At 40.8% G+C, this 22,673-nt stretch carries 19 protein-coding genes; 10 read left to right on the top strand and 9 right to left on the bottom strand.

The genetic code is table 11. The annotated features are described in order from the left end of the window. The first annotated feature begins 31 nt into the window (after positions 1–31). Positions 32–922 (top strand): alpha/beta fold hydrolase, encoded by an 891-nt coding sequence (locus tag ACE1CI_RS18500; protein WP_413266096.1) that lies wholly within the window; start codon positions 32–34, stop codon positions 920–922. Positions 923–1,237: 315 nt separating this feature from the next. On the opposite strand, the gene ebsA is transcribed toward ACE1CI_RS18500, so the two are convergent. Next, positions 1,238–1,633 carry a type IV pilus biogenesis protein EbsA gene (ebsA, locus tag ACE1CI_RS18495; protein ID WP_413265932.1) on the bottom strand — a complete coding sequence of 132 codons (396 nt, stop codon included), beginning with the start codon at positions 1,631–1,633 and terminating at the stop codon, positions 1,238–1,240. Between the two features lie 273 nt (positions 1,634–1,906). Here ebsA and ACE1CI_RS18490 point away from each other — a divergent pair, with 273 nt between their 5' ends. Further along, positions 1,907–2,140 carry a hypothetical protein gene (locus ACE1CI_RS18490; RefSeq protein ID WP_413265931.1) on the top strand — a complete coding sequence of 78 codons (234 nt, stop codon included), beginning with the start codon at positions 1,907–1,909 and terminating at the stop codon, positions 2,138–2,140. A 641-nt stretch (positions 2,141–2,781) separates the two neighbouring features. Here ACE1CI_RS18490 and ACE1CI_RS18485 read toward each other — a convergent pair. Beyond that, positions 2,782–4,467 (bottom strand): potassium channel family protein, encoded by a 1,686-nt coding sequence (locus tag ACE1CI_RS18485; RefSeq protein WP_413265930.1) that lies wholly within the window; start codon positions 4,465–4,467, stop codon positions 2,782–2,784. A 294-nt stretch (positions 4,468–4,761) separates the two neighbouring features. Between ACE1CI_RS18485 and ACE1CI_RS18480 the strand changes: the two genes are divergently transcribed. Next, positions 4,762–5,259 carry a hypothetical protein gene (locus ACE1CI_RS18480; protein ID WP_413265929.1) on the top strand — a complete coding sequence of 166 codons (498 nt, stop codon included), beginning with the start codon at positions 4,762–4,764 and terminating at the stop codon, positions 5,257–5,259. A gap of 38 nt (positions 5,260–5,297) precedes the next feature. Next, the gene (locus ACE1CI_RS18475; RefSeq protein ID WP_413265928.1) at positions 5,298–5,792 is read left to right on the top strand and encodes a hypothetical protein; all 495 of its coding nucleotides are present in this window, start codon (positions 5,298–5,300) and stop codon (positions 5,790–5,792) included. Between the two features lie 142 nt (positions 5,793–5,934). On the opposite strand, the gene ACE1CI_RS18470 is transcribed toward ACE1CI_RS18475, so the two are convergent. Continuing rightward, positions 5,935–6,423, bottom strand: coding sequence for a TerB family tellurite resistance protein (locus tag ACE1CI_RS18470; RefSeq protein ID WP_413265927.1), 489 nt, complete (start codon positions 6,421–6,423; stop codon positions 5,935–5,937). Positions 6,424–6,636: 213 nt separating this feature from the next. Next, positions 6,637–11,538 (bottom strand): PAS domain S-box protein, encoded by a 4,902-nt coding sequence (locus tag ACE1CI_RS18465; protein ID WP_496615560.1) that lies wholly within the window; start codon positions 11,536–11,538, stop codon positions 6,637–6,639. Between the two features lie 243 nt (positions 11,539–11,781). Here ACE1CI_RS18465 and ACE1CI_RS18460 point away from each other — a divergent pair, with 243 nt between their 5' ends. Then, entirely contained in the window at positions 11,782–12,189 is a 408-nt protein-coding gene (locus tag ACE1CI_RS18460; protein ID WP_413265925.1) for a thiol-disulfide oxidoreductase DCC family protein, read from the top strand. 111 nt (positions 12,190–12,300) lie between these two features. Here ACE1CI_RS18460 and ACE1CI_RS18455 read toward each other — a convergent pair whose 3' ends face one another. Beyond that, complete coding sequence (locus ACE1CI_RS18455; protein WP_413265924.1) at positions 12,301–12,726, bottom strand: Tery_1686 family protein; 426 nt, start codon at positions 12,724–12,726, stop codon at positions 12,301–12,303. Positions 12,727–13,131: 405 nt separating this feature from the next. Between ACE1CI_RS18455 and ACE1CI_RS18450 the strand changes: the two genes are divergently transcribed. The 3 genes from ACE1CI_RS18450 to ACE1CI_RS18440 all read left to right on the top strand — a co-directional run bounded on the left by ACE1CI_RS18450 (position 13,132) and on the right by ACE1CI_RS18440 (position 15,659). Next, positions 13,132–13,971, top strand: coding sequence for an alpha/beta fold hydrolase (locus ACE1CI_RS18450; RefSeq protein ID WP_496615559.1), 840 nt, complete (start codon positions 13,132–13,134; stop codon positions 13,969–13,971). Between the two features lie 41 nt (positions 13,972–14,012). Then, complete coding sequence (gene psbQ, locus ACE1CI_RS18445; protein ID WP_413265065.1) at positions 14,013–14,465, top strand: photosystem II protein PsbQ; 453 nt, start codon at positions 14,013–14,015, stop codon at positions 14,463–14,465. A gap of 108 nt (positions 14,466–14,573) precedes the next feature. After that, the gene (locus ACE1CI_RS18440) at positions 14,574–15,659 is read left to right on the top strand and encodes an NAD(P)/FAD-dependent oxidoreductase (protein WP_413265066.1); all 1,086 of its coding nucleotides are present in this window, start codon (positions 14,574–14,576) and stop codon (positions 15,657–15,659) included. Positions 15,660–15,787: 128 nt separating this feature from the next. On the opposite strand, the gene ACE1CI_RS18435 is transcribed toward ACE1CI_RS18440, so the two are convergent. After that, a complete protein-coding gene (locus tag ACE1CI_RS18435) occupies positions 15,788–17,140 on the bottom strand; it encodes an AAA-like domain-containing protein (RefSeq protein ID WP_413265067.1) in 1,353 nt (450 codons plus the stop codon). A 157-nt stretch (positions 17,141–17,297) separates the two neighbouring features. Here ACE1CI_RS18435 and ACE1CI_RS18430 point away from each other — a divergent pair, with 157 nt between their 5' ends. Then, the gene (locus tag ACE1CI_RS18430; RefSeq protein ID WP_413265068.1) at positions 17,298–18,161 is read left to right on the top strand and encodes a DUF6671 family protein; all 864 of its coding nucleotides are present in this window, start codon (positions 17,298–17,300) and stop codon (positions 18,159–18,161) included. A gap of 130 nt (positions 18,162–18,291) precedes the next feature. On the opposite strand, the gene ACE1CI_RS18425 is transcribed toward ACE1CI_RS18430, so the two are convergent. Further along, the gene (locus tag ACE1CI_RS18425; RefSeq protein WP_496615558.1) at positions 18,292–19,038 is read right to left on the bottom strand and encodes a sterol desaturase family protein; all 747 of its coding nucleotides are present in this window, start codon (positions 19,036–19,038) and stop codon (positions 18,292–18,294) included. Positions 19,039–19,220: 182 nt separating this feature from the next. Between ACE1CI_RS18425 and ACE1CI_RS18420 the strand changes: the two genes are divergently transcribed. After that, positions 19,221–19,703: a hypothetical protein gene (locus tag ACE1CI_RS18420; protein ID WP_413265070.1), complete on the top strand. Its 483-nt coding sequence runs from the start codon at positions 19,221–19,223 to the stop codon at positions 19,701–19,703. A 12-nt stretch (positions 19,704–19,715) separates the two neighbouring features. On the opposite strand, the gene ACE1CI_RS18415 is transcribed toward ACE1CI_RS18420, so the two are convergent. Further along, entirely contained in the window at positions 19,716–20,174 is a 459-nt protein-coding gene (locus tag ACE1CI_RS18415; protein WP_413265071.1) for an NUDIX hydrolase, read from the bottom strand. A gap of 298 nt (positions 20,175–20,472) precedes the next feature. Further along, positions 20,473–22,545 carry a prolyl oligopeptidase family serine peptidase gene (locus ACE1CI_RS18410; RefSeq protein WP_413265072.1) on the bottom strand — a complete coding sequence of 691 codons (2,073 nt, stop codon included), beginning with the start codon at positions 22,543–22,545 and terminating at the stop codon, positions 20,473–20,475. Between the last annotated feature and the right edge of the window lie 128 nt (positions 22,546–22,673).

Here is a 22,673-nt window from a genome sequence, read left to right as displayed (position 1 = left end):
ATAATACTTTACGAAAGTTCATAAATATCCTGTGACAACTCAGCAGTTAACGAAAGCCAACCAGCTAGAAAAACTCACCTGGCATTGGCAAGGCCACAAAATACAATACACTGTAATGGGAAGCGGTCGTCCGCTATTACTGTTACATGGTTTTGGCGCTTCGATTGGACATTGGCGACAAAATATTCCCGTGTTAGCCGCAGGTGGTTATCGAGTTTTTGCCTTAGATTTATTGGGGTTTGGTGCTTCAGATAAGCCACCACTAAACTACAGTTTGGAACTTTGGCAAGATTTAGTTAAGGATTTCCACAGATCGCACATACAGGAACCTACCATATTTGTGGGTAATTCGATCGGGGCTTTACTCAGCTTAATGGTAGTGGCGAATCATCCCGAAATTGCTGCTGGTGCTGTTTTAATTAATTGTGCGGGAGGATTAAATCATCGTCCAGATGAATTAAATCTGCCTTTGCGGTTCGTCATGGGAACGTTTACTAAGTTAGTAAGTTCGCCAGCTTTTGGCCCTTTCATATTTAATATGATTCGCCAAAAACACCGCATTCGCAACACTTTAAAGCAGGTTTATATTAACGCCGATGCGATCACAGATGAATTAGTTGATATGCTTTATGAGCCTTCCTGTGATGTGGGTGCTCAAAAAGTTTTTGCTTCGATTTTGACTGCACCTCCAGGCCCAAGTCCTGTAGAATTGTTGCCAAAAGTGCAGCATCCTTTGTTAGTGCTGTGGGGAGAAAAAGACCCTTGGACACCAATTAAAGGTGCAGGAATTTATCAGCGACTCAGTGAAAATGGGCAAATTTTAAAGTTTATTCCCATTCCGAATACTGGTCATTGTCCTCATGATGAAAAGCCAGAACTTGTCAACCAATTAATGTTAGATTGGTTGGCTAGTTTGAAATAGGAAGAATGGGGAATGGGGAATGGGGAATGGGGACTGGGGAATGGGGACTGGGGACTGGGGACTGGGGACTGGGGATTAGGAGTAACAGGAGGCGGTGACGCTGTGAAAGAACAACTCTCCTTGTCCCCTTGTCCCCTTGTCCCCTTGTCCCCTTGTCCCCTTGTCCCCTTGTCCCCTTGTCCCCTTGTCCCCTTGTCCCCTTGTCCCCTTGTCCCCTTGTCCCCTTGTCCCCTTGTCCCCTTGTCCCCTTGTCCCCTTGTCCCCTTGTCCCCTTGTCTCCTTGTCCCCTTGTCCCCTTGTCCCCTTGTCATCTGCCTATCGGTTGATTTGTTTAGCTTGGAGTAATCTGTAGTAAAAGGATTTGGAGAAATCTCTAATACCATCTCTTTGGAAGTTGAGAATTAGTTCAATTAAATGATTGACGAATTCAGAAGTTGCGATCGTAATTTCGTAACTATACTCAGAGTTCCTGTCAAATTGTATCCGACAACGAGTTAAGTCAGTTGGTAAGATGTTGTTATTTACAGACCAAATTGCCACAAAAGGAATGTTGTCACCGCCCATAATCTGACGTACTCCTTCCAAGTTACCTCTTTGATAAAGATTGAGTGCCAAAGGAAGCAGGCTACGTTTGTTGTTATGGCAGTAAGGTAGAAAAATGTTGACGATATTTGGTTGGGCTGGTTTCAGTTCTGGAAGTAATTGTGTCATGCTCTGTTTTCTGTTTTCTGACAGGGATAGATAACCGTCGATCGGACTAATTAACGGGAAAGTACTTGCATTACGCAAAATATATTATGTCTAACTCTACAGTAGTTATGCAGTAACAGAAATACCATAAAAGTATGAAAGTCAGAAAGTAAAATACTATACTTTGACTAAAACGACAAGTGGAAACGGCTTGTCTTTTTATCCTCTTTTGGACAGATGAAATACAGTTTTGGGTGAGTCAATGTGGTATTGAAATCGATCGAGGTAAAAGCTATGGCTGTTAATAGCGATTCACAAGTCATCAATAATCTAGAATATGATTTGCTGACTGTATTGCAAAATAAGTCAGAAGCGATTAAGGCTTATGACACATATATAAAAGATGCCCAAGAAACTGGGTCTGAGCCTTGTGTGGAATTGTTTAAGAAGTTGATGGAGTCAGATATGCAACAGGCGCAAGAAATTCGCCATCACCTTCAGGAAGTGATGCAGAAAGGCAAGATGTAACTTCACAGAGAAGTTTTGGGCTAGTCGTATAAAAATAGTATGGCTAGTCCAATGTATGAACTGAATTAACTGGCTGGCAAGCCGATGTTTTGTAGTGGGCAATATTGCTGTTATTTAGAGTGGAAATTAAATATTTCTCAAAACAAGTTACAGTTAAGATATTGACAAAATCAAAAACTTGTGAAACTCTGTATTTACCTACAACACAGATAGTTTTAAATCAACCTTATTGTCTAATTATTGAAAATAATTATCAATAAATTACTTTTTTGCGCTTTTATTTAGATAGTTAAAAAAGAAAATGTAGCTGATTTATAAGTTAGATGGAAACGAGGTTTTAAAAGTTAGACTACATTTTTTCTACTCTAATAATTTGGAGTTGGAGGCAAAAAAAGTATTATGGTATAACGACCCCTAGATGATAGATGCCTTACGAGTAGCTGATGGTTAGGCAAGGTTTGTTATTATCCCAAGCCATCAGCTTCCCCTTTACTAAATAAGGTTGGCTACTCTAAAAGGGTTTAGTAAGGGAATAATAAGAGAATCAAAAGGGTTTGTCGGTAAATGTTGAGGCTATGTAAGTGAAGATCGGTTAGCAGCTACATAAAAAGCTGCTTTTTTTGTGCTTTTCTCTCCCTGGTTTAACTAGCTAAAAGCTGAGATGGAGTTTGCCGCCATAGTTGTTCTAATTCTGTGGCTGGCATTGTTAAATAGAGAATATCTCCAACTGTTAAGGATGTTTCTAATAAATTCCAGCCATGAATTGTTTGAGTTTTAGTTTCTAGATATAAGGGGACAAAATCAGCTGTCATGGCTGCTTCTTTGACTCGTTTGCCGCAAAAAGGATGTGCGGAAGTGATGGTGGTGGCGAGAGCAACCCAGAGTGTATTTCCTGTCATTCCGTTGCCTAAAATTCTGCCTCCTAAAGCGGCGGCGGCAAAGGCGGGGGCAGCTAGTTCGGTGGGACTAAAGACGGCTTCAAATTCAAAGACTTGTTGGACTGTGGAAGCAAATTGGGGGTCTTGATTTCGCACTATTACGGGTAGTTTGGAGTTAATTCCTTTGGCGCTTAAGGCGATTTCTAAGTTGCTAATATCGTTGCTGGTGACGGCTAGTAAGGCATTGGCTTTGTTGATGTTGGCTGCTTTTAAAGAAGCGGATAAACTGGCATCTCCATGAATTACGGGTACGCCTATGGAACGGATGGTATTTAAAAACCGATTGTTGGGGTCTTTTTCAATCACAACTACTTCATGTCCTTGGGAATGGAGTTGATTAACTATTTGCATTCCAATGTCACCAAGTCCGCAGATGATGAAGTGATTTTTGCTGGGAACTTGGGCGGCATCCCAAAATTGTTTTAAGCGAGTTCCTAAGACGAAATCGTTGAGTAGGGCGTAAAAGATGCCGATGATTACTGCACCAATTAGCATCATGATTACAGTGAAAAATTTAATAACTTCTGGGGCGCTTTCTGCGACTTTTTCGTTACCTCCGGCACCTGTAATCAAGCCGACGGTAAAGTACAAGGCATCGGTGATGGTAATTTTTAAGTTGGTTAAAACGTAGGTGGTGGTAGCAAAGAATAGGGTAATAAGAAGGATGAGGGAAACTATGGCTAATGCTTGTCCATGTTGTTGAAATCGGCGGAGGTTGGTGAGGAATTTAAATAGTTTTTGAATTTTGGATTGCCGATGGTTACGGATGCTGGGTTTGGTGCCTATAATTAGTCGATCGCCAACTTGCAACGTTTGCCCATAATTTACCGCAGAAACTAAGTCTATTTGACCTTTGATTGGTAAATAATAGATTAACATTCGGGAGCGATCGTCCCAAAGTTCGCTTAATTTCTTTCCTTTCCAATGGTGAAATTCGTGGATACATTCTTCATGAATGGGCCAAGTTTGATTAAACAGGCGCAGTTGTCCAATGGCACGATTTCCTAATGCGGCAAAGGCAAAGACGGGGGCAACTAAGGCGGCGACGCTAATCGTAAAGTGGTCGGGTAAGATTTTGTCGAGGCGATCGCCTAAACTTGTATTAAATAGTCGGTTAATAATCCGAATTTGCGGATTCAAAACTCTGGCTTGGGTGAGAATAGCTAAGTTTAAAGCTTCATCACTCCCGGCTAAAACTAAAGTATCTGCTTCCTGTATTCCGGCTGAAATTAAAGTAGAAGCTGCTCGTAAATCTCCAACAATTATTGAGCTTTCATCAGCGATCGGTTGATCGTGAACTCCGGTAACAGATGCTCCTTGTTGCCTCAATAAGGTGTATATTTTATAGCCAGCAGAACTCAAGCCACAGACAATAATCCGGGTTTTCATAGACTTAACCTATTAACGAAGCTTTAAAGCTATTCTCTAATGCAAGAAGGCAGAGGGCTCTAGGACAGAAGCCAGAAGGGTTCGCTCGGCTTTTAAGTTCAGCTTTTTACCTGTTTTTAACTGCTCATCATTATCTGCGACACTGTACTATATAAATCTTATTTTCCATCTATGTAGCGCTGGATTTTGTAGCTGAAAACACCATAAACTATTTTTATAACTTAAAGTTAATGAAACTTAGCTGGAATTTTTGCGTCTGTATCATTAAGGTGACTGACCTACTTAGGAACATTTATGAGCAATTTAATTCGATTTACTACTAGTTTAAGTATATTTGCGACGCTATTTATGGCAATTCCGGGATTCACACAAAGCCAATCTACGCCGCTAGCGATTCCAAGAACTTCACCGAATGAAAGTTTTAAGGTAACTCGTACTTCGGGAACTTGTCCGCAAAGTATTGGTATTTGGACTGCTACGCGCCAATACGAAGGTGGTGGTGAGTTTACTGTGATTGCTAATACTTCGGCGATCGCAAGTCCGGCTCGTTTAGTGCGTTCCAATAAGAAGTCTGCGGAATTTTCTGCACCGTTAAAAAGTAATTTCGCTTCCTGTGTGGGTACAGCTACTTCTCAGAGTGAGACTTTAAATCTTTATAGTTTTCGGTTGCAAAACGGAAATGTAACTTTCCGCGTGCAATTGCCTAAAGATACTTCTAGCAATCCTTCAGAAATTACGGTTAAAAAGGTGATTTCTGGTCAACCTGGGGTGCGTTGGGCGATCGCTGATTAATTAAGTTCAAAACCATAGATCAAGAATTAGGTAAAACTATGAAAAGCTTAACGAGTTTAACTTTAAGCCTGGGGATTTTATCGGCTTTGCTGACAGCTAATCCAGGCGTTACACAAAATTCTCAAGTTTCAGCGCCGTCAATTCCTCAGAATGCGCCAAATACAACTATTAATGTGAGTAAGCGATCGGGAAATTGCCCCAGTAATATGAAACTTTGGAATTCTTTTCGGAGTTATGAAGGTGGGGGGGAACATACAGTAATTGCTGATACTAGTGCGATCGCTAATGGTGCGAGATTAACTAATTCTGGGGCTAAATTTGTGGAATTTACTGCGCCTTTAAAATCGGAATTTGCTTCTTGTGTGGGAGAAGCTACTTCTAATGAAGAACCTATATATAGATTTCGATTTAGTAATAAAAATGTGATTTTTCGGATGGATCTTTCTTCCCTTCCTAGTAATAGGCTAACCAGAATTTCTTATAAAGGTGTGGTGTCTTCGCGTCCGGCGATTAAATGGGCGCTCTCTGATTAAAGGGATGGGGAGATGGGGGATGGGGAAAATAATTCACTACTTCTTCTACTCCCCCTACCTCCTCTAACCGAAGCCACCTTCCTACCTCGTGTTGGAGTTATCTTCCGTAGGATGAGTCAGACATCGGTTCTGGGCAGTAGATTTAAGATATAATCTCTGTTTGTAGTAATGCCTTGCGTAATGCAGTGATTGCTTCTTCTGCTTCTACCAAGCGCTCGATCGAGAAGGCAATATCATCTTCCACCTTCAACAGTTTAGCTGCCCTCTTCACCGCTGCTTGCTCTTCAGCTGAGTAGTTATGGTCTGCGCGAGCCATCTGAATGGCGTGATACAATAATGTTCTCGATTTCGACCAAGTAGACACATCAACTGAAATCTTGGACAGCAAGCTCTCTAGATTCGCATTTTTGTAATCGAATGTTTTGTATGCTTCGATTGCTTCTTCAGGTGCACCGACCATTCGTTGATGATTGATTAACCAGTTGAGCTCCGCTTCTGAAACGTCATTATCAGCACCCGCGATCGTGAGCAAGGCATATCCATAATTTAATACTGCTTCAAAGGGAGCGTTGGAAATCCCCAAGTTCTTTTTCAAAAATTCTGAAAAATCTACTTTTTGGGCAATGTCCATAAATTAATTACTCCATTAATTGAACTTTTTCAAGTAATATTGACTGTACCAGAGTAGCATTAAAAATTAAACTTTTCAAAATGATTAAATCATTATATAAATGCTATTTGATGTTACAATTTACACTTGTAAAAAATACTTATACGGCTGTTTTGATTTATTACTTATAGAACGGGGAAGTCAAATTTCTGTCTTTAACTCAAAACCCAAAATTCAAAACTTAAAACTTTCCTTCTGCCCAGAGGAATTATGTTTAACAATGTGAGCGATCGCCATTGTTAACTCTGTCGGATCGACTGGTTTGGGGATGTGGAGATTAAAACCTGCGGAAAGGGCTCTATTGTAGTCTTCAACACTAGCATAAGCTGTTAGGGCGATCGCCGGAATTTCGCCCCCTGCTTCGGGCGGTAACTTCCTAATTTGGCGGATTAATGAATAACCATCGCCTTCTGGCATTCCAATATCGCTGACTATGATATCTGGAGGTGATTTTTGTAATAATGTCGTGAATGCTTCTTGAGCCGATCCGACAGTCGTTACTTTGGCTCCCCTGTCTTCTAAAATTACACTTACTAAATCGCGGACATCCGGTTCGTCATCAACTACTAACACTTCTAAGTCTTTAAGTAAGGAATAATCAGCGTAAGATGAGATATCACCTTCTCTTCTACCTGTTTGCTCTTGTGCGCTGCTCTGTAAGACTAATGGCAGGTTAACGGTGAAAGTGGCACCCTGTCCGATTCCCAAGCTGGAAACATGGACTGTTCCACCGTGTAATTCTACTAAGTGACGGACGATCGCTAATCCTAATCCTAAACCACCGTGCGATCGTGTAATCGAGCCATCTGCTTGCCGGAAGCGATCGAACACAAATGGCAAAAATTCTGGGGCGATACCGATACCTGTATCAGTAATTTGAATTTGGGCATGGTGAGAATTAAGAATCGGGCATGAGTCGTACTTTTGCTTTTCAGCTGATTCCCTTGCCCTCGCCATTACTGCTGATAATTTTATGTTGACGCTGCCACCATTAGGCGTAAATTTGATGGCGTTAGAAAGTAAGTTCCAGATAATTTGCTGTAAGCGACTGCTATCAGCCATCACTTTGAGAGAGTTTACCTGCAACGGTTGTAGGAGAATCTGAATATCTTTTACGGCTGCGGTTGGTTTGATTGTTTCGATCGCCTGTTCCATCACAGGTAACAGTTCTAATGGTTGGAGGTTGAGACGGACTTTACCGCGAATAATCCGCGATACATCTAAAATATCCTCAATTAGTTGATTGAGGGTTTTGGTATTGCGCTCGATCGTTTCCAATGCACGCGCAACAGTCGCTTCACTTAGGGTGCGAGTTCGCAGCATCGTTGTCCACCCCAACATAGCATTCATCGGGGTTCGTAGTTCGTGCGAAAGGGTAGCTAAAAACTCATCCTTGAGACGGCTGGCTGATTCTGCTTCTGTGCGTGCGGCTTGTTCCCGGCGTAATAGTTCTTCTCGTTCCGCTTGGTATTGTTTCTGGGCATGAATATCGGTAGCCGTTCCGTACCATTTAATTACGCGCCCTTGCTCATCTTTAACTGGCATTCCTCGACTCAGATGCCAGCGAAATTCGCCATCAACTCGTTTAATTCTGTGTTCGCATTCGTAGATTTCGCCTGTTTCAACTGCTTGCTGCCAAAGTTTTATGGTGAGTTGTTCGTCGTCTGGATGCAACACTGATTGCCATTTCCAGGATCGATCTGGTTGTTGCTCACAGCCACTAAATTCCCGGATGCGCTGATTGTAATAATCTATCGTGCCATCTGGGTTAGCAGTCCAGACAATTTGCGGCATTGAGTCAGCGAGGTTGCGGAAACGTTGTTCGCTTTCGCGCAGGGCATTTTCTGCTTGTTTGCGTTCAGTTAAATCGACAATCATGCAAATTGCTGCCTCTTCGTTGCCTTCCAACTTAGCTGCGGCAATTAAAACGGGAATGCGCGAGCCATTTTTATGCAAGTATTCTTTTTCAAAATATACTTTCCCCGTTTGTTGGAGTTCCTGCCATTTTTGCTCGTCTAGGGGGAAATATTCAATTGGGGTAATATTGCGCCAGCTAACTTCACCAGCTTTTAGATCCGATCGCACATAACCAAGCATTTGTAGAAAGGCATCATTCGCCTCGGTAATTTCGCCTGCGTAGTTAGCAACAATAATACCGACAACATTTGCATCAGCTAATTGTCTAAATTTTGATTCACTCAAGCGCAATGCGATTTCTGCTTGTTTGCGCTTAGTGATGTTTTGAAAGTAAAGTGTTAAACCATCAACAGATGGATAAAGGCGCACGTTCAACCATTTATTGAGGAACGGGTGAAATTCTTCGTATTCAATAGTTACTTGTTCGTTTACTGCCTGGTAGCAATAATTGTAACCGGGTAAACCGACTGCTTCGGGAAATACTTCCCAGACATTCTTACCCAGTAACTCACTCTTTTGTTTGCCTAAAATATCTTCAGCTTTCGGGTTGACAAAAGTGTAGCGCCAATCTTTATCTAGGCTGGCAAAACCATCGGTAATGCTGTCTAAAATATTAGTAATTTCGCGATTTTTGGCTTCTAAGTTTTCTTCAACTCGTTTGCGATCGCTAATATCTGTAGAGATGCCAATTAACCCGATAATGCTACCATCTTTATCTCGGTAAGGTAATTTGGTAGATATGTAAGTGCGTTTACCGATGGGAAAATCTAAGCTTTCCTCGTAAGTTTGCACTTCTCCGGTTTCCATGACTCGGCGATCGTTCGCCATAATATATTCTGCTTGTTGACGATCGGGCAAAAACTCAGCATCGGTTTTTCCAATCACTTCTGTCTCTGATTTAACCAATGCAGTAAGAACAGCAGGATTTGCTATTAACATCTGTCCTGCTAAGTTTTTAGCATAAATCATCGTTGGGGTGGTAGTGTTAATCGCATTCAGAATCGCGTTACTTTCACGTAAGGCATCCTGAACTTCTTTAATGTCTTGAATATCCGTATTTGTGCCAAACCACCGTACAATATTTCCTTGTTCATCTCTAATCGGTAAAGCACGGGAAAGGAACCAGCGAAACTCACCTTCTTTACTCAGCAGTGGGAAAGTATCTTCCCAAGGTTCTCCTGTATTTAGTGAGTGAGTGAAGCTTTCAATCACTCTCTGCAAATGATCGGGATGGTGAACTTTTTCCCAACCCCAACCTTGCATTTCTTCTAAGTTTGTGCCAGTGTAATCGAACCAACGAAGGTTATACCAGAAAAGCCATCCTTTCTCGTCAGCCATCCACGCAAATTGTGAAATATTATCTGCCAAAGTACGGAAGCGTTCTTCACTTTCGCGCAAGTTAGCTTCAATTTTAATCCGTTCTTGAATTTCTATCTCTAAGGCTTGAGTACGTTCAATTACTCTTTGTTCCAGTTCCTGATTTAAGTTAAGAATTTGTTCTTCGTTACGAATGCGATCGCTCACATTACGAACAATTTGTGAAGTTCCAATTAACTGATTATTTGTGTCTTTAATCGAACTAAAATTAATCTCGTAGTAATAGCGTTCTGAATTTATAGTGTCAAAAGCTTGAATAATGGTGTAGTTATCTCCCTGCAACGCTCTATCCCAACTCTCTCGAACTTTTGCTTGCTCAATAGGCAAGTGCGCCACAGCATCTATTATATTCATTCCTAATTCAGGTTCTCTACCAAAGACTTTGGTAAATTCTCGTTTATAGGCAGTATTAAAAGCAGTAAATCTAAATTCCAGATCTACCGCCGCAATTAAATCGTTAGTGCCTTCAATAATCCCGTTGAGAAGATTTAAGGTTGACTGAGCTTCGTTTCTAGCTTGTTCTAATTGGGCGGTGCGTTCCTGTACTCGCTGCTCTAAGATGGTGTTGAGATTGGCAAGTTGTTCTTGCACTTGTTTGCGATCGCTAATGTCTAAAAAAGCGACAAGTCCTGCTTCAATTTGTCCTTGTGCATTGTAAAAAGGGGTAGAATTAGCCAAAATTGTGCCATAAGTACCATCACCCCGCAGGATAGTAATTTCTTCATCTTTAACTACTTCACCGCGAGTAATTGTCCGTGCTAAAACTGTTTCGTGGGGCTGATAAGGTCTTCCATCTGGGTGAAAGGTTTTGTATTGTTGGTATTGCTGGATATTTTCAGCCTGAATGAAGGAATGACGCAAAATTCTCAGCATTTCTTGATTGCCAAAAATCAACTTACCTGTAGGAGCTTCAGCCATTGATACTCCCACAGGCATTTGTTCTAGAATGGTTTCTAGGCGCGATCGTTCTAGTTGTAATTCTGTAATTAAGCGATCGCGTTCAGCTTCATATTCCTTAATTGCAGTTACGTCGCGGGTAACATTAGAAAAGCCTTTAATATTTCCCGCTTCATCTCTTAATGCTGTAATTAAAACATTTGCCCAAAAACGCGAACCATCTTTACGAATGTGCCAACCTTCTGTTTGTACGCTACCTGTAGTTGCGGCTGTTTGTAATGCTAATTCTAGTAATCCTTGCTCAAGATCTTCCTGTGGATAGAAGCGGGAAAAATGTTGACCGATTATTTTATCTGCTCGATATCCTTTCAGGCGTTCGGCTCCCTTGTTCCAACTGATAACATAGCCATGAGAATCGAGCATAAAAATGGCGTAATCTTGCACCACATCAACTAATGAGCGATAAAGTTCTTCACTTTCTGCCAGAGTTTTTTGATTTAACCGAAGTTGCTGTGTTGTTGACTTTAACGCGGAAACGATCGCTGTAATGAGTAATCCCTCGCCTAGAAATATTACTAACCGTAACATTTGCCCGAAACTGCCAGCCTGTAGCAGATGAGTTGGGTTTAAGAATAAGTAGTAACCAAATAAAGCGGATAAAATTGTTGCCAGTATTCCCCCCCGCCAACCACCGTACAAGCTACTAATCATTACTGCCGCAAAATACAGCAGAAAAGGGGTTGTTACTCCAAATATCGGGTTAAGTAGCAGTTTAACAATGGTGACGATCGCTACTGCTACAATGGCGATCGCGTAACCCCATTGCTGCAAGGATTTATTTTTTCCTATAATTTTTTCTACTAATGCGAATATAAAACTATACATATTAATGATGGCTCTCACACTAGATTACCTAACATATTAATGCTAGCTTCCTGAATCCGACTGAGTACTTATTCTCACCAGTTTTTGAGGAATTTCTCTTAGCTATCAAGGTAAGGAGTTGAAGCAGAATTACCTTTAAGCATACCAGGAGAGCCGTTGTTGTTTAATTAGATTACTGTCTAAATTTTTGTTAATCTAAAAAGAGAAAGTTTATTTTTTTTAGTAAACTGTTAGTTAATTGTAATGAGTTACTACGTTATTTACGACGGCAATTGTAATCTTTGCGTAACCTTGGTACAAGTTTTGGAAAACCTAGATGGGGGTCAGATGTTTCGCTACACTCCCATGCAGGATTTAGAAACCTTGAGTCAATTTGGTATTACTTCCCAAGATTGTGAAATGGGGATGATTTTGATAGATGCTGATGCGCCGGAAAGACGCTGGCAAGGAAGTGAGGCAGCGGAAGAAATAGGAAGGTTGTTACCTGCGGGAAATGGTTTTGTAGAGGTTTATCGGGCGTTACCTGGAGTGAAATGGGTGGGCGATCGTATTTACGAACAGGTGCGCGACAATCGCTATACTATTTTTGGCAAACGTGATACTACTTACCAATCAGGATATCCGATCGGTTGTCGGGCACTGAGGGACTAGGGACTAGGGACTAGGGACTGAGGGACTGGGGAGATGGGGGGATGGGGGGATGGGGAGATGGGGAGATTTCACCAACTACCAACTACCGACTACCAACCTCAATCTTAGTAATTAACAACTTGAGTTAAATAATTGAAAGGTTTGTCTGCCGAATCGTTTTAATTTCTCTTCCATTTCCGGGACTGGTTGATATTCACCAACGATACTCCAATTTTCAACAGTGGAAAATCGCCAAGCTAACCCTTGATGATTAAAACCTGCTATTTCGATGCCGATCGCTCGCCGCGAACCTTCCACCGGATCTTGGTGAAACCGAATTTGTACCAGCATACTGCGGCATTGAAACCTGCGACTCCATCCAGGGAGATGAAAACCAATATCGATCGAATCAGGATCGACTAACTCCCTAGTATCAGCATCATTTTGCCAAGGTTTCAAGTCTGCCCTAGCATCGGGAAACTCGGACTTGAATGAATTAACAACGGCAGCAATTTTACTCGCAACTTCAATGCTAGTAGCTTGTTGGGCAGCATTCACTGTTGTAGTTCCTTAGAGTTAAAATATTGCTTTGATTTTGGCGAATTAGTCTAACAATTTATTGCTAAATTCGCAACATTGGGTAGTGGGTAGTGGGTAGTGGGTAGTGGGTAGTGGGTAGTGGGTAGTTGGTAGTTGGTTATATCTCCCCACCTCCCCACCTCCCCACCTCCCCACCTCCCCACCTCCCCACCTCCCCACCTCCCCACCTCCCCACCTCCCCACCTCCCCACCTCCCCATCTCCCCATCTCCCCACCTCCCCACCTCCCCACCTCCCCACCTCCCCATCTCCCCACCTCCCCACCTCCCCATCTCCCCACCTCCCCACCTCCCCAGTCCCCTTGTCCCCTTGTCCCCTTGAGAGGTAAGCTCAGACAAGATTTAGCTGTAATGGGATCGATCGAGTGACCACGAACGAAGAGACAATCGAAGTAGGTTCCCTCAAGTGGTTTTATCGGGAAGCAAAACCCTTGGGCAGAAGTGACAAATTGCCAGTATTGCTGTTACATGGTATACCAATCCAAAGTTTTAGCTGGACACAAGTAATGCCAGCATTAGCTGAGAAAGGATATCCTAGCATTGCCCCAGATTGGCTCGGTTTTGGTTTTTCGGCTAAACCAGACCGTCGAGACTTTGCTTACACGCCCGATGCTTTTATTGAAGCTTTAACTGGTTTCATCGAAACTCTGGAATTAGAAAGATTTTCGTTAGTTGTTCAAGGATTTTTGGGTTCTGTAGGCATTCAATACGCCCTGCGTCATCCTGAAAAAATAGAACGTTTGGCAATTTTGGGCGCTCCTGTTTCCCCGGAAGCTAAGTTACCTTGGAAATTGCAACAGTTGGGATTGCCGTTTGTGGGTGATATGCTGACCCAAGACCCTTTGTTGGTCGATCGAACTTTGGAAGGTGGTAGTCGGTATGGCATCTCAGACGAAGATTTAGATGTCTATCGCCGTCCTTTCTTGAAAAGTTCCGATGCGGGTCGAAGTTTGTTAGCAACGGTGAGAAAGCTGCAATTGACCGAAACAGGGGCAGAAATTGCGGCTGGGTTAAAGCAGTGGTCACAGCCGACTTTGATTGTTTGGGGGATGAAAGATCCTTGGTTGCCTTTTTCGCAAAACGAACAGCTAAAAGCGGCGATGCCGAATGCAGAATTGGTCAAAATAGAGGAAGCGGGGCATTATCCGCAAGAACATTGGTCAGAAAAAGTAAGTGATGCACTAATTGGGTTTCTGCGCCGCTAATATTTTTAAGGATGCTTTTTTGATAGGTTGATTGCAAAGAAATGTTCAAGGCACGTTATCGGTCTATTCTGGCAATAATTCTGGCGTTTGTGGCGACAGTTCTAGTTAGCTGCGGTGGAACTCCTACAGCGACTAAGCCACCTACTTACACCCCAGCACAAATTGAGCGAATTCAGCAGTATGCTTCTGACTTGGTAAAAGTTCAGGAACGGTTGCCAGAATTAGCGAAGTTAATCCAAGATGAAAATTGGACTTTTGTCAAGAATTTCATTCGTGGGCCATTGGGTGAATTGCGGACAAATTTGAGTTTTGTGGAACGCAATTTACTGCCTAAAGATAAGACAAAAGCCCGTGATACTTCCAAGGAGTTAATTGAAGGGTTGATCTTAATTGATGAAGCTGCTGATAGCCGTGATTATCAAAAGGCTATCCGCAATTTTGGGGTTGTGCAAAGGGAGTTGCGATCGTTCTTAGAGTTAACTCCTCAAGCATAATCGATCGTTAATGGTAGTAGGTAGTAGGTAATAGGTAGTCGGAAAGAGAAAAATCTATTCCATTACCCATTACCAACTACCAATTACCAATTACCAATTTTCAAAGCTATGGTCAAAGTTGCAATCATCGGGTGCGGAATTATTGGGGCAACAATTGCCTACGAACTCAGTTTAGTTCCTGAGTTAAATGTGACAGTTTTAGAGCAAAAATCACCAGCGCAAGGTGCAACGAGTGCTGCCTTGGGTGTATTGATGGGAATTATTAGTCACAAGGTTAAAGGAACTGCTTGGCGACTGCGCCAAAGTAGTATGCAGCGTTATGAAACTTTAATTCCTGAGTTAGAAAAAAGTATAGGACGAAAAATTCCTTTTAATCGTCAAGGAATTCTTTTGCTTTGTTTAGAAGGAGAGAATTTGGCGAGTTGGGAAGAGTTAGCAGAAGTTCGCCGTTCTCAAGGTTTTAGTTTAGAAATTTGGGATTTGGAGAAGGTAAAAGCTAATTGTCCGCAGTTGAATTTAGAAAGAGTAATTGCTGGAGTCTATTCGCCTCAAGATAGACAAATCGATCCGACTGCTTTAACTTTAGCTTTAGTAGATGCAGCAACAAAAAATGGTGTAAATTTTCAGTTTGGTGTTGATGTTTCGGAAATAGAACCTTCACCAACATCAACGGGTTGGCAGGTTAAAAGCCAAAATGGTAATTTAGAATGTGATTGGTTGGTGTTAGCATCTGGTTTAGGTTCTTCGTTATTAACCAAATCGCTTTTACATCAAATTGATATTAGACCAGTTTTAGGTCAAGCTTTACATTTAAGATTAGATAATCCTGTAGGAAATCCCGATTTTCAACCAGCAATTACAGGCAATGATGTGCATATTGTACCTCTGGGCGGGGGAGATTATTGGGTAGGTGCAACGGTAGAATTTCCGACGGATGGTTATCAGGTGGAACCAGATGCTAGTAGATTGGAATTAGTGCGAGAGGAAGCGATCGCATTTTGCCCAGCTTTAGCCAATGCTACTATTATTAAATCATGGCAAGGTTTGCGCCCCCGCCCAGAAGGAAGACCAGCACCAGTTATCGGTAATTTACCCGGTTATAACAACATTCTTTTAGCCACTGGTCATTATCGCAACGGCATTTTATTAGCACCTGCAACAGCACAAGCTATTCGTTCTGCTATTGGGGGCTAGGGACTAGGGACTAGGGACTGGGGACTGGGGACTGGGAGGAAGAGGTAGGGAGGTAGATCGAATTGAAGAGGTAGTTAGTTAAATTATTTTCCCCCCATCTCCCCATCCCCCCATCTCCCCACCTCCTCCTAGAGACGATCGCGAAAATAATCGCGGTATAATTGACAGCTAGGAATTGCTTTACTGCCTTGAATTTTTACTAAACCTAAAGCTTCTAATTTATTGGCACGGGTGATGTCTAATTGTACGCCTTTCTCGCTTTTTAAAACCTTTCTCATTGCTGCTCTTAATTCGGAATGAGCGTCTAAATAGTCTAACAAATATTTCAGGTGTTCGCTGTAAATTCCCGATCGATTAGTTGCTTCCAATAAAAGCTGATCTAAACTAATTTTTTGGCGAGTTAAATGATAAAAAGCTAATCGCACTAAATAAGGATGTCCTCCCACTAGTGTCATTAATTGTTTGACTTCTTTAGGTTTCCAACAAAGATTATGTAAATCAGCTAAACTTTGCACTTCTTTGGCTGTAAATTCGGGAATTTTAATTTCTAATCCTACCTCAAACGGAGAGGTTTTGCGATCTAATCTAATATATGGTTCTGTAGAGTAAGTTAATACTAACCGCAGTTTTTTCCAAGTTGGCAGTTGTTGAGATTTTTCATACCATTCTCGCAGCAGGGACAGAAAATCATCGGCTAAGTGGCGATAGTGGAAAACGCGATCGATTTCATCTAAACCCAAAACCAAAGGGCTATTAATTGCTGATAAAATATGGTTTTGCAAATATTCAGTGCAGTTAGTTCTACTGTCCAAATTCTCATCCCAATCAGCATCTAACTTGGGTTTTAAATGCAATTGACGACTAATATTTACACATAGCCAGCGCAGCAATTTATCTAAATTTTCAAAATCATTTGGTTTCGCATCTGACCAAAAGTTTAACTGTACAGTTTGACAGCCTTTAGTCGCAGCATGACCTAAAATTCTGAGTAACAAAGATGTTTTCCCAAATTGATTAGCTGCTTTAATTCTAATTAAAGACCCTGGTTGCAAAACTTGTTGATATAGGGGATTTGCGATCGCCGGACGTTCAATATAAAATGGCGAGTTTAAAGGTTCTGCGATGTTGGGATATTTAGGTTTTGGCAAAGGTTGAGGAGTTTCTGAAACCGATCCCTGTTCATATTTCGCTTCTAGCCAAGCTAGTAATCTTTTATATTTGTTTGGCCCTTTATAATCAAGATCTGGACAACCTTGTGGGTTTTCCTGACTTTGAATAAATTTATCATAAATTCCCCGTAATAGTTTTTTATAAGCAGTTTCATCTATATTTGTTCTAAGATTTCTCTGCAAATCAGCAGTAATTTCTGTTTCATTTTTATCATAGTTATATTCATTAAAACGCTCAATAAAAATATCTCTCTCTATTCCAGAAAGCTTATAGCGATCGGCTATATCTCTCAAAAAACTCTTCCATGACATAACATTAACCAGATGCAGCTAAAATCGCACTAATCTAACATTCTAAACTAAATCCTAGATAATGAATCTTTCTTTTGAAGGATACATATTGCTTACTTTAAGCTAGGTGATATAATTTAATAAATTTTTAATCTAGGTTAAATAATACGCCAAAAATATGAAGAATGGATCGTTGTTTGCCGATCGCACAGCCGTAATAGCTACCATGCACAAAAAAGAGCAAGTAATCTCACCAATTTTGGAAAGAGAATTGGGAGTAAAAGCGATCGTCCCCACAGAGTTTGATAGCGATAAATTTGGCACATTTACCAGAGAAATTAAACGGTTAGGAACCCAAATCGAAGCCGCTAAATTTAAAGCCGAACAAGCCTTAAATATCACAGGTGAAACTTTAGCAATTTCCAGCGAAGGAACTTTTGGCCCTCATCCTTTTGTACCATATTTATCTTGCGATCGGGAAATTGTTTTGTTATTAGATAAAAAACATGAAATAGAAATTATTGGTGAAGAGTTTTCCACCGAAACTAACCACAGTCATCAATTAGTTAAAAGTGTAGGAGAGGCTTTTGAATTCGCCCAAAAAATTGGATTTCCCGAACATGGTTTAGTTGTCATGTTTGAAGAAATACCAAAAGATAGTAGCCAGATAATTAAGGGAATTACCACTGAAGAAAAGTTAGAAGAAGCTGTTAGCTTGTTTTTGAAGAATTCACCAAATGGTAAAGTACATTTGGAAACAGATATGCGGGCGCTTTATAATCCTACTCGGATGAAAAATATTGCCAAAGCTACTGTTAATTTAGTTCAAAAACTTAATAGCCTTTGTCCTAATTGTGATTTTCCTGGGTTTAGTATAACTGATAGAAAACCTGGTTTACCTTGTGCGTTGTGTAATATGCCAACTCAGTCAACTTTAGCGAACATTTATCAATGCCAAAAATGCGGTTTTCAAAAAGAGATTCTATTTCCTGATGGTATTAAACAAGTCGATCCTTCACAATGTATGTATTGTAATCCTTAAAGAATGTTTGAAAAGGTTTTGGCGGTTAAAACCGCGACTACACAAACAAAGTCCGCCTGCGCGGACTTTTAACCTGCTTTCGGCAGGTTTTGTTTGTATAGCCGCGACTTTAGTCGCTGGGTATTTATAATTAAAAAGGTAAACTTAGTAAGTTAATTAAGTTTAGTTCTTTTGCTTCCTCTGCCAAACCTAATTTAATATTTTCTGGATCATCTCTATGCTGAAAAGATTGAAAAATTCTATCCCAAATAGTCAAAAGACTAGCATAATTTGAGTTAGTTTCTTCGACTATTTGGGAATGATGAACTCGGTGATAGTTAGGTGTGACAATGAAGTAGCTTAAAAAGCGATCGCACCCATAACCCAAAGCCCAATTGCTATGATGAAAAACAATCACAGATATAAAGGCTAATTCATAAATTACTAATGGTTGAATAGCAATACCCAATAGCCAAATTAAGAAAATTTTGGGTAAGTAAGAAGCAATTACTTCTATAGCATGAAACCGATAAGCTGTAGAAACATTCATCGATTTTTCTGTGTGATGTACAGAATGAAACCGCCAAGCTAAAGACCAAGTGTGCATTAATCTATGCCAAAAATACATATACAAATCTAAAATTAAAATGGATAAAATGCCCACTAACCAAATAGGTTGAAGATCGTGAAATAATCCTTGCCAAGTGGTATGTTCTTTTAACCATTTGGATAGCCAGACTGTGGTTAGGTCGGCTGCGATCGCATTCAACAACCCCAAACCAAAATTAGTAGCCATTCGGTTAATTAAACCCTGCTTATAAGTAAAAAACGGAAATAGATTTTCCAGAATTCCGAAAATCAAAATACTCCCGAAAATTACAGCTAACTTTCCACTCATTACCCCGTTACCTCTAGGTTTTTATAGTAATAGGTACGTTGTTGCGCTTGGGCGCTAGCAGAATAGCGCTAAAGCGCAACAACGTACCTAATCTTACATAACTAGCAAATTTCATTATCACCATATAAAATATTATTACAAAATGTTTACACAACCAAACTTTCCTTACCTAAAACCTGAATATGTCCACCAAACCTTTAGGAAAACCCCGTCCCCTCTGGCAAGTATTACTGTTTTCTGTAGCCACCATCACCCTTTATTATGGCTGGTACAAATGGATAATTCAAGAAGAATTACGCCGCTACAATGGTTATGGTTGGTCAGGAACCCTTTGTTTAGCGCCATTTGTTTTGGGTGTCGCTGTTCCCCAACTTTTACGCATTTATGATCCTGATGTTCCTGATTGGTTTGGTTGGTTTTCTTTGTTAGGAATTGTCTGGATTTATATTGTTCAATTCCGGCTTTACAAAACAGTTAACCAACTTTACCACCAAGCCGGAATGAAAGAACCTTTAACAGTTTGGTGGCTATTTGTACCGGGATTAAATTTAATTGTTGGCTTGCGACAAATTCATTTTTTAAGCCATTTTTGGGCAACCCAACAAGGATTAACAGTTAAAGATGCTTTTGCCCAAAGTATTCCCTTTCTCTCAGCAAATGCTTAATAACGTACCTTTTTAAGAGAGTGGATTGTTTGACAGATGAAGGGGGAATTCTAGCAAAATTTGTTTTAATTCTGGTTCCTCAATTCGCTTAATTGCCTGTTTCAAACTTAACCACTCTCTTTTCCTAATTTTAACTTCGGGCCAATCTTTAAACACCGTTTCTACGCGCAGCAAAAACACTTCAACTAAGAAATTACAACCCAACTTTTTATAAGTGTAAGTACCAATTGGAGTTTCGGAAACTTCACCGACAACACCTGCTTCTTCCCAAGCTTCCTTGGCTGCGGAATAGTGCGGTTTCATAAATAGTTCAATCATTCCTTTGGGAATAACCCAACGTTTGCCCCCCGAAGAAGTGATCAGCAAAATTTCTAATTTTTCATCTTGAATGCGGTAGGGAATTACTGCTGACTGCTGAATAGTTGGAGTCGTTATTTTTGCCATCACGGAAATAATCTGTTTGATTAGCATATTAACTGCTAGATTTAATACAGGTTGCCAGTTATATAGATTGTTGGTTAGATCCGAACTAACCCCCCAAAAGATCCCCCCTGTGCCCCCCTTACAAAGGGGGGAACCGGATTCAAAGTCCCCCGTTAAATAAATAGCGAAGCTTCCTCTGGTTTCCCCCTTTTTAAGGGGGACGGGAGGGGGATCTACAGGGGGATAATGGGGGAGCAAAAACTTCTGGGCTGAGAACTAGCAACTTACGTTAGATTTAATACAGTATAGACGTTTCATGAAACGTCTCTACAGCTTTGGCCTTCTTTTATGCTACTTCTATTCCCAAAGTTCGCACCAAAAAAGCCCAGCGATCGGCAATTTCTTCAATCATTTTAGCAGTTGGTTTTCCGGCACCATGCCCAGCTTTTGTTTCAATGCGAATTAGCACAGGTCGATCGCCATTGTGTGCTTCCTGTAACGCCGCAGCAAACTTAAAACTATGGGCGGGAACTACGCGATCGTCATGATCTGCGGTAGTAATTAAAGTAGCGGGATAAGCAACGCCAGCTTTTAAATTGTGCAACGGAGAATAACCATAAAGTACCTGAAATTCTTCTGCATTTTCCGGCGAACCATACTCAGAACACCACGCCCAACCAATAGTAAACTTATGGAAACGTAGCATATCCATTACACCGACAGCAGGTAAAGCAGCAGCAAACAGATCGGGGCGTTGCGTCATACAAGCACCCACTAATAAACCGCCGTTGCTACCGCCTCCGATCGCTAATTTTGCCGAAGAAGTATACTTATTTACTATTAACCATTCAGCAGCAGAAATGAAATCATCAAACACATTTTGTTTCTGTAATTTAGTTCCCGCTAAATGCCATTCTTCCCCATATTCACCGCCACCCCGCAAATTAGCAAGCGCATAAACTCCACCCAACTCCAACCAAACTAATAAACCTACAGAAAAACTCGGTGTTAAAGGTACACTAAACCCACCATAACCGTAAAGATATGTTGGTAAATCACCATTTAATTCCAAACCTTTTTTGTGAGTAATAAACATTGGCACTTTCGTACCATCTTTACTGGTGTAAAACTCCTGTTTAGTTTCGTAATCTTCTGGGTTAAAATCCACATTTGGTTGGCGGAAAACGGTACTTTCATCTGTCACCATGTTGTATCGATAGATAATTGTCGGAAAAGTGAAACTAGTAAAACTGTAAAAAGTTTCCGTGTCATAACGTTTCCCACCGAAACCACCCGCAGAACCAATTCCCGGTAATTGGACTTCTCGGACAAAATCACCATTTAATGCAAAGATTTTAACTTGAATGCGGGCATCTTTTAAATATTCAGTGACAAACTGATTATTTAGTAAAGTCACACCTTCTAAAACTTCCTCAGCTTGGGGAATAATTTCTTGCCAATTTTCCTTAGCTGGGTTGTTAATATTAATGGCAATTACTTTTCCCTTGGGTGCATCTAAATCAGTGCGAAACCATAAATTTTCGCCATCATTATCAATAAAACCGTAGCTGGCCTCAAACTCATTAATTAGTTCAACAACCTCGGCATTTGGCTCGGTCAAATCTTTGTAAAAAATCAGATTCTTTGGATCGGTTCCCTGCCAAACATTAATAATTAAATATTTGCCATCTTCAGAGACATCGCCACTAAATCCCCATTCTTTTTGGTCGGGACGATGATAAATTAAAACATCTTCTGATTGCGGAGTTCCTAACCGATGGTAAAAGAGTTTTTGGTAATAGTTAACATCCTCTAATTTAGTTGCTTCTTTCGGTTCATCATAGCGACTGTAGAAAAACCCTTGATTGTCGTTAGTCCAAGCAGCACCAGAAAATTTAATCCATTTTAAATGGTCTGGTAAATCTTCCCCTGTTTCCACATTTAGCACTTTCCATTCTTGCCAATCTGAACCGGAAGATGATAAACCATAAGCCATTAATTCGCCATCTTCAGTAATAGCAATTCCCGAAAGTGCAACTGTTCCATCTTCAGATAGTTTATTTGGATCGAGTAGTTGTTTAGGTTCGCCATCAAGTGAAGTTAAAGTGTAGAGAACGCTTTGATTTTGTAACCCATCATTTTTAAAGTAAAAATAGCGATCGCCCTTTTTAAACGGAATGCTATATTTTTCATAATCCCAAACTTTAGTCAGGCGTTCCTTCAACTTTTCCCTAACTGGAATTTCGTTAAGAAAGCCAAAAGTAACTTGATTTTGTGCTTCTACCCAAGCTTTTGTTTCATCCGAATCAGGATCTTCTAACCAACGATAAGGATCGGCAACTTTTGTACCATGATAATCATCAACTATATCGATTTTTGTGCTTTTTGGGTAATTGAAGGACACTCTTGAATCAGCCATAAGTTGAAATAAGTAGGGTGCGTTAACGTCAGTGTAACGCACCTTTTAACAATAGCGGTGCGTGACGGCGAAAAATGTAAAATCCACAATTTTTATGAGAGTGATGCCGTCACGCACCCTACAGATTT

It is taken from the genome of Floridaenema flaviceps BLCC-F50 (assembly GCF_041929275.2).
Taxonomy (GTDB): Bacteria; Cyanobacteriota; Cyanobacteriia; order Cyanobacteriales; family Aerosakkonemataceae; genus Floridanema; species Floridanema flaviceps.
Note: the sequence above shows the minus strand (reverse complement) of the source record. Positions and strands in the feature narration are given on the sequence as shown.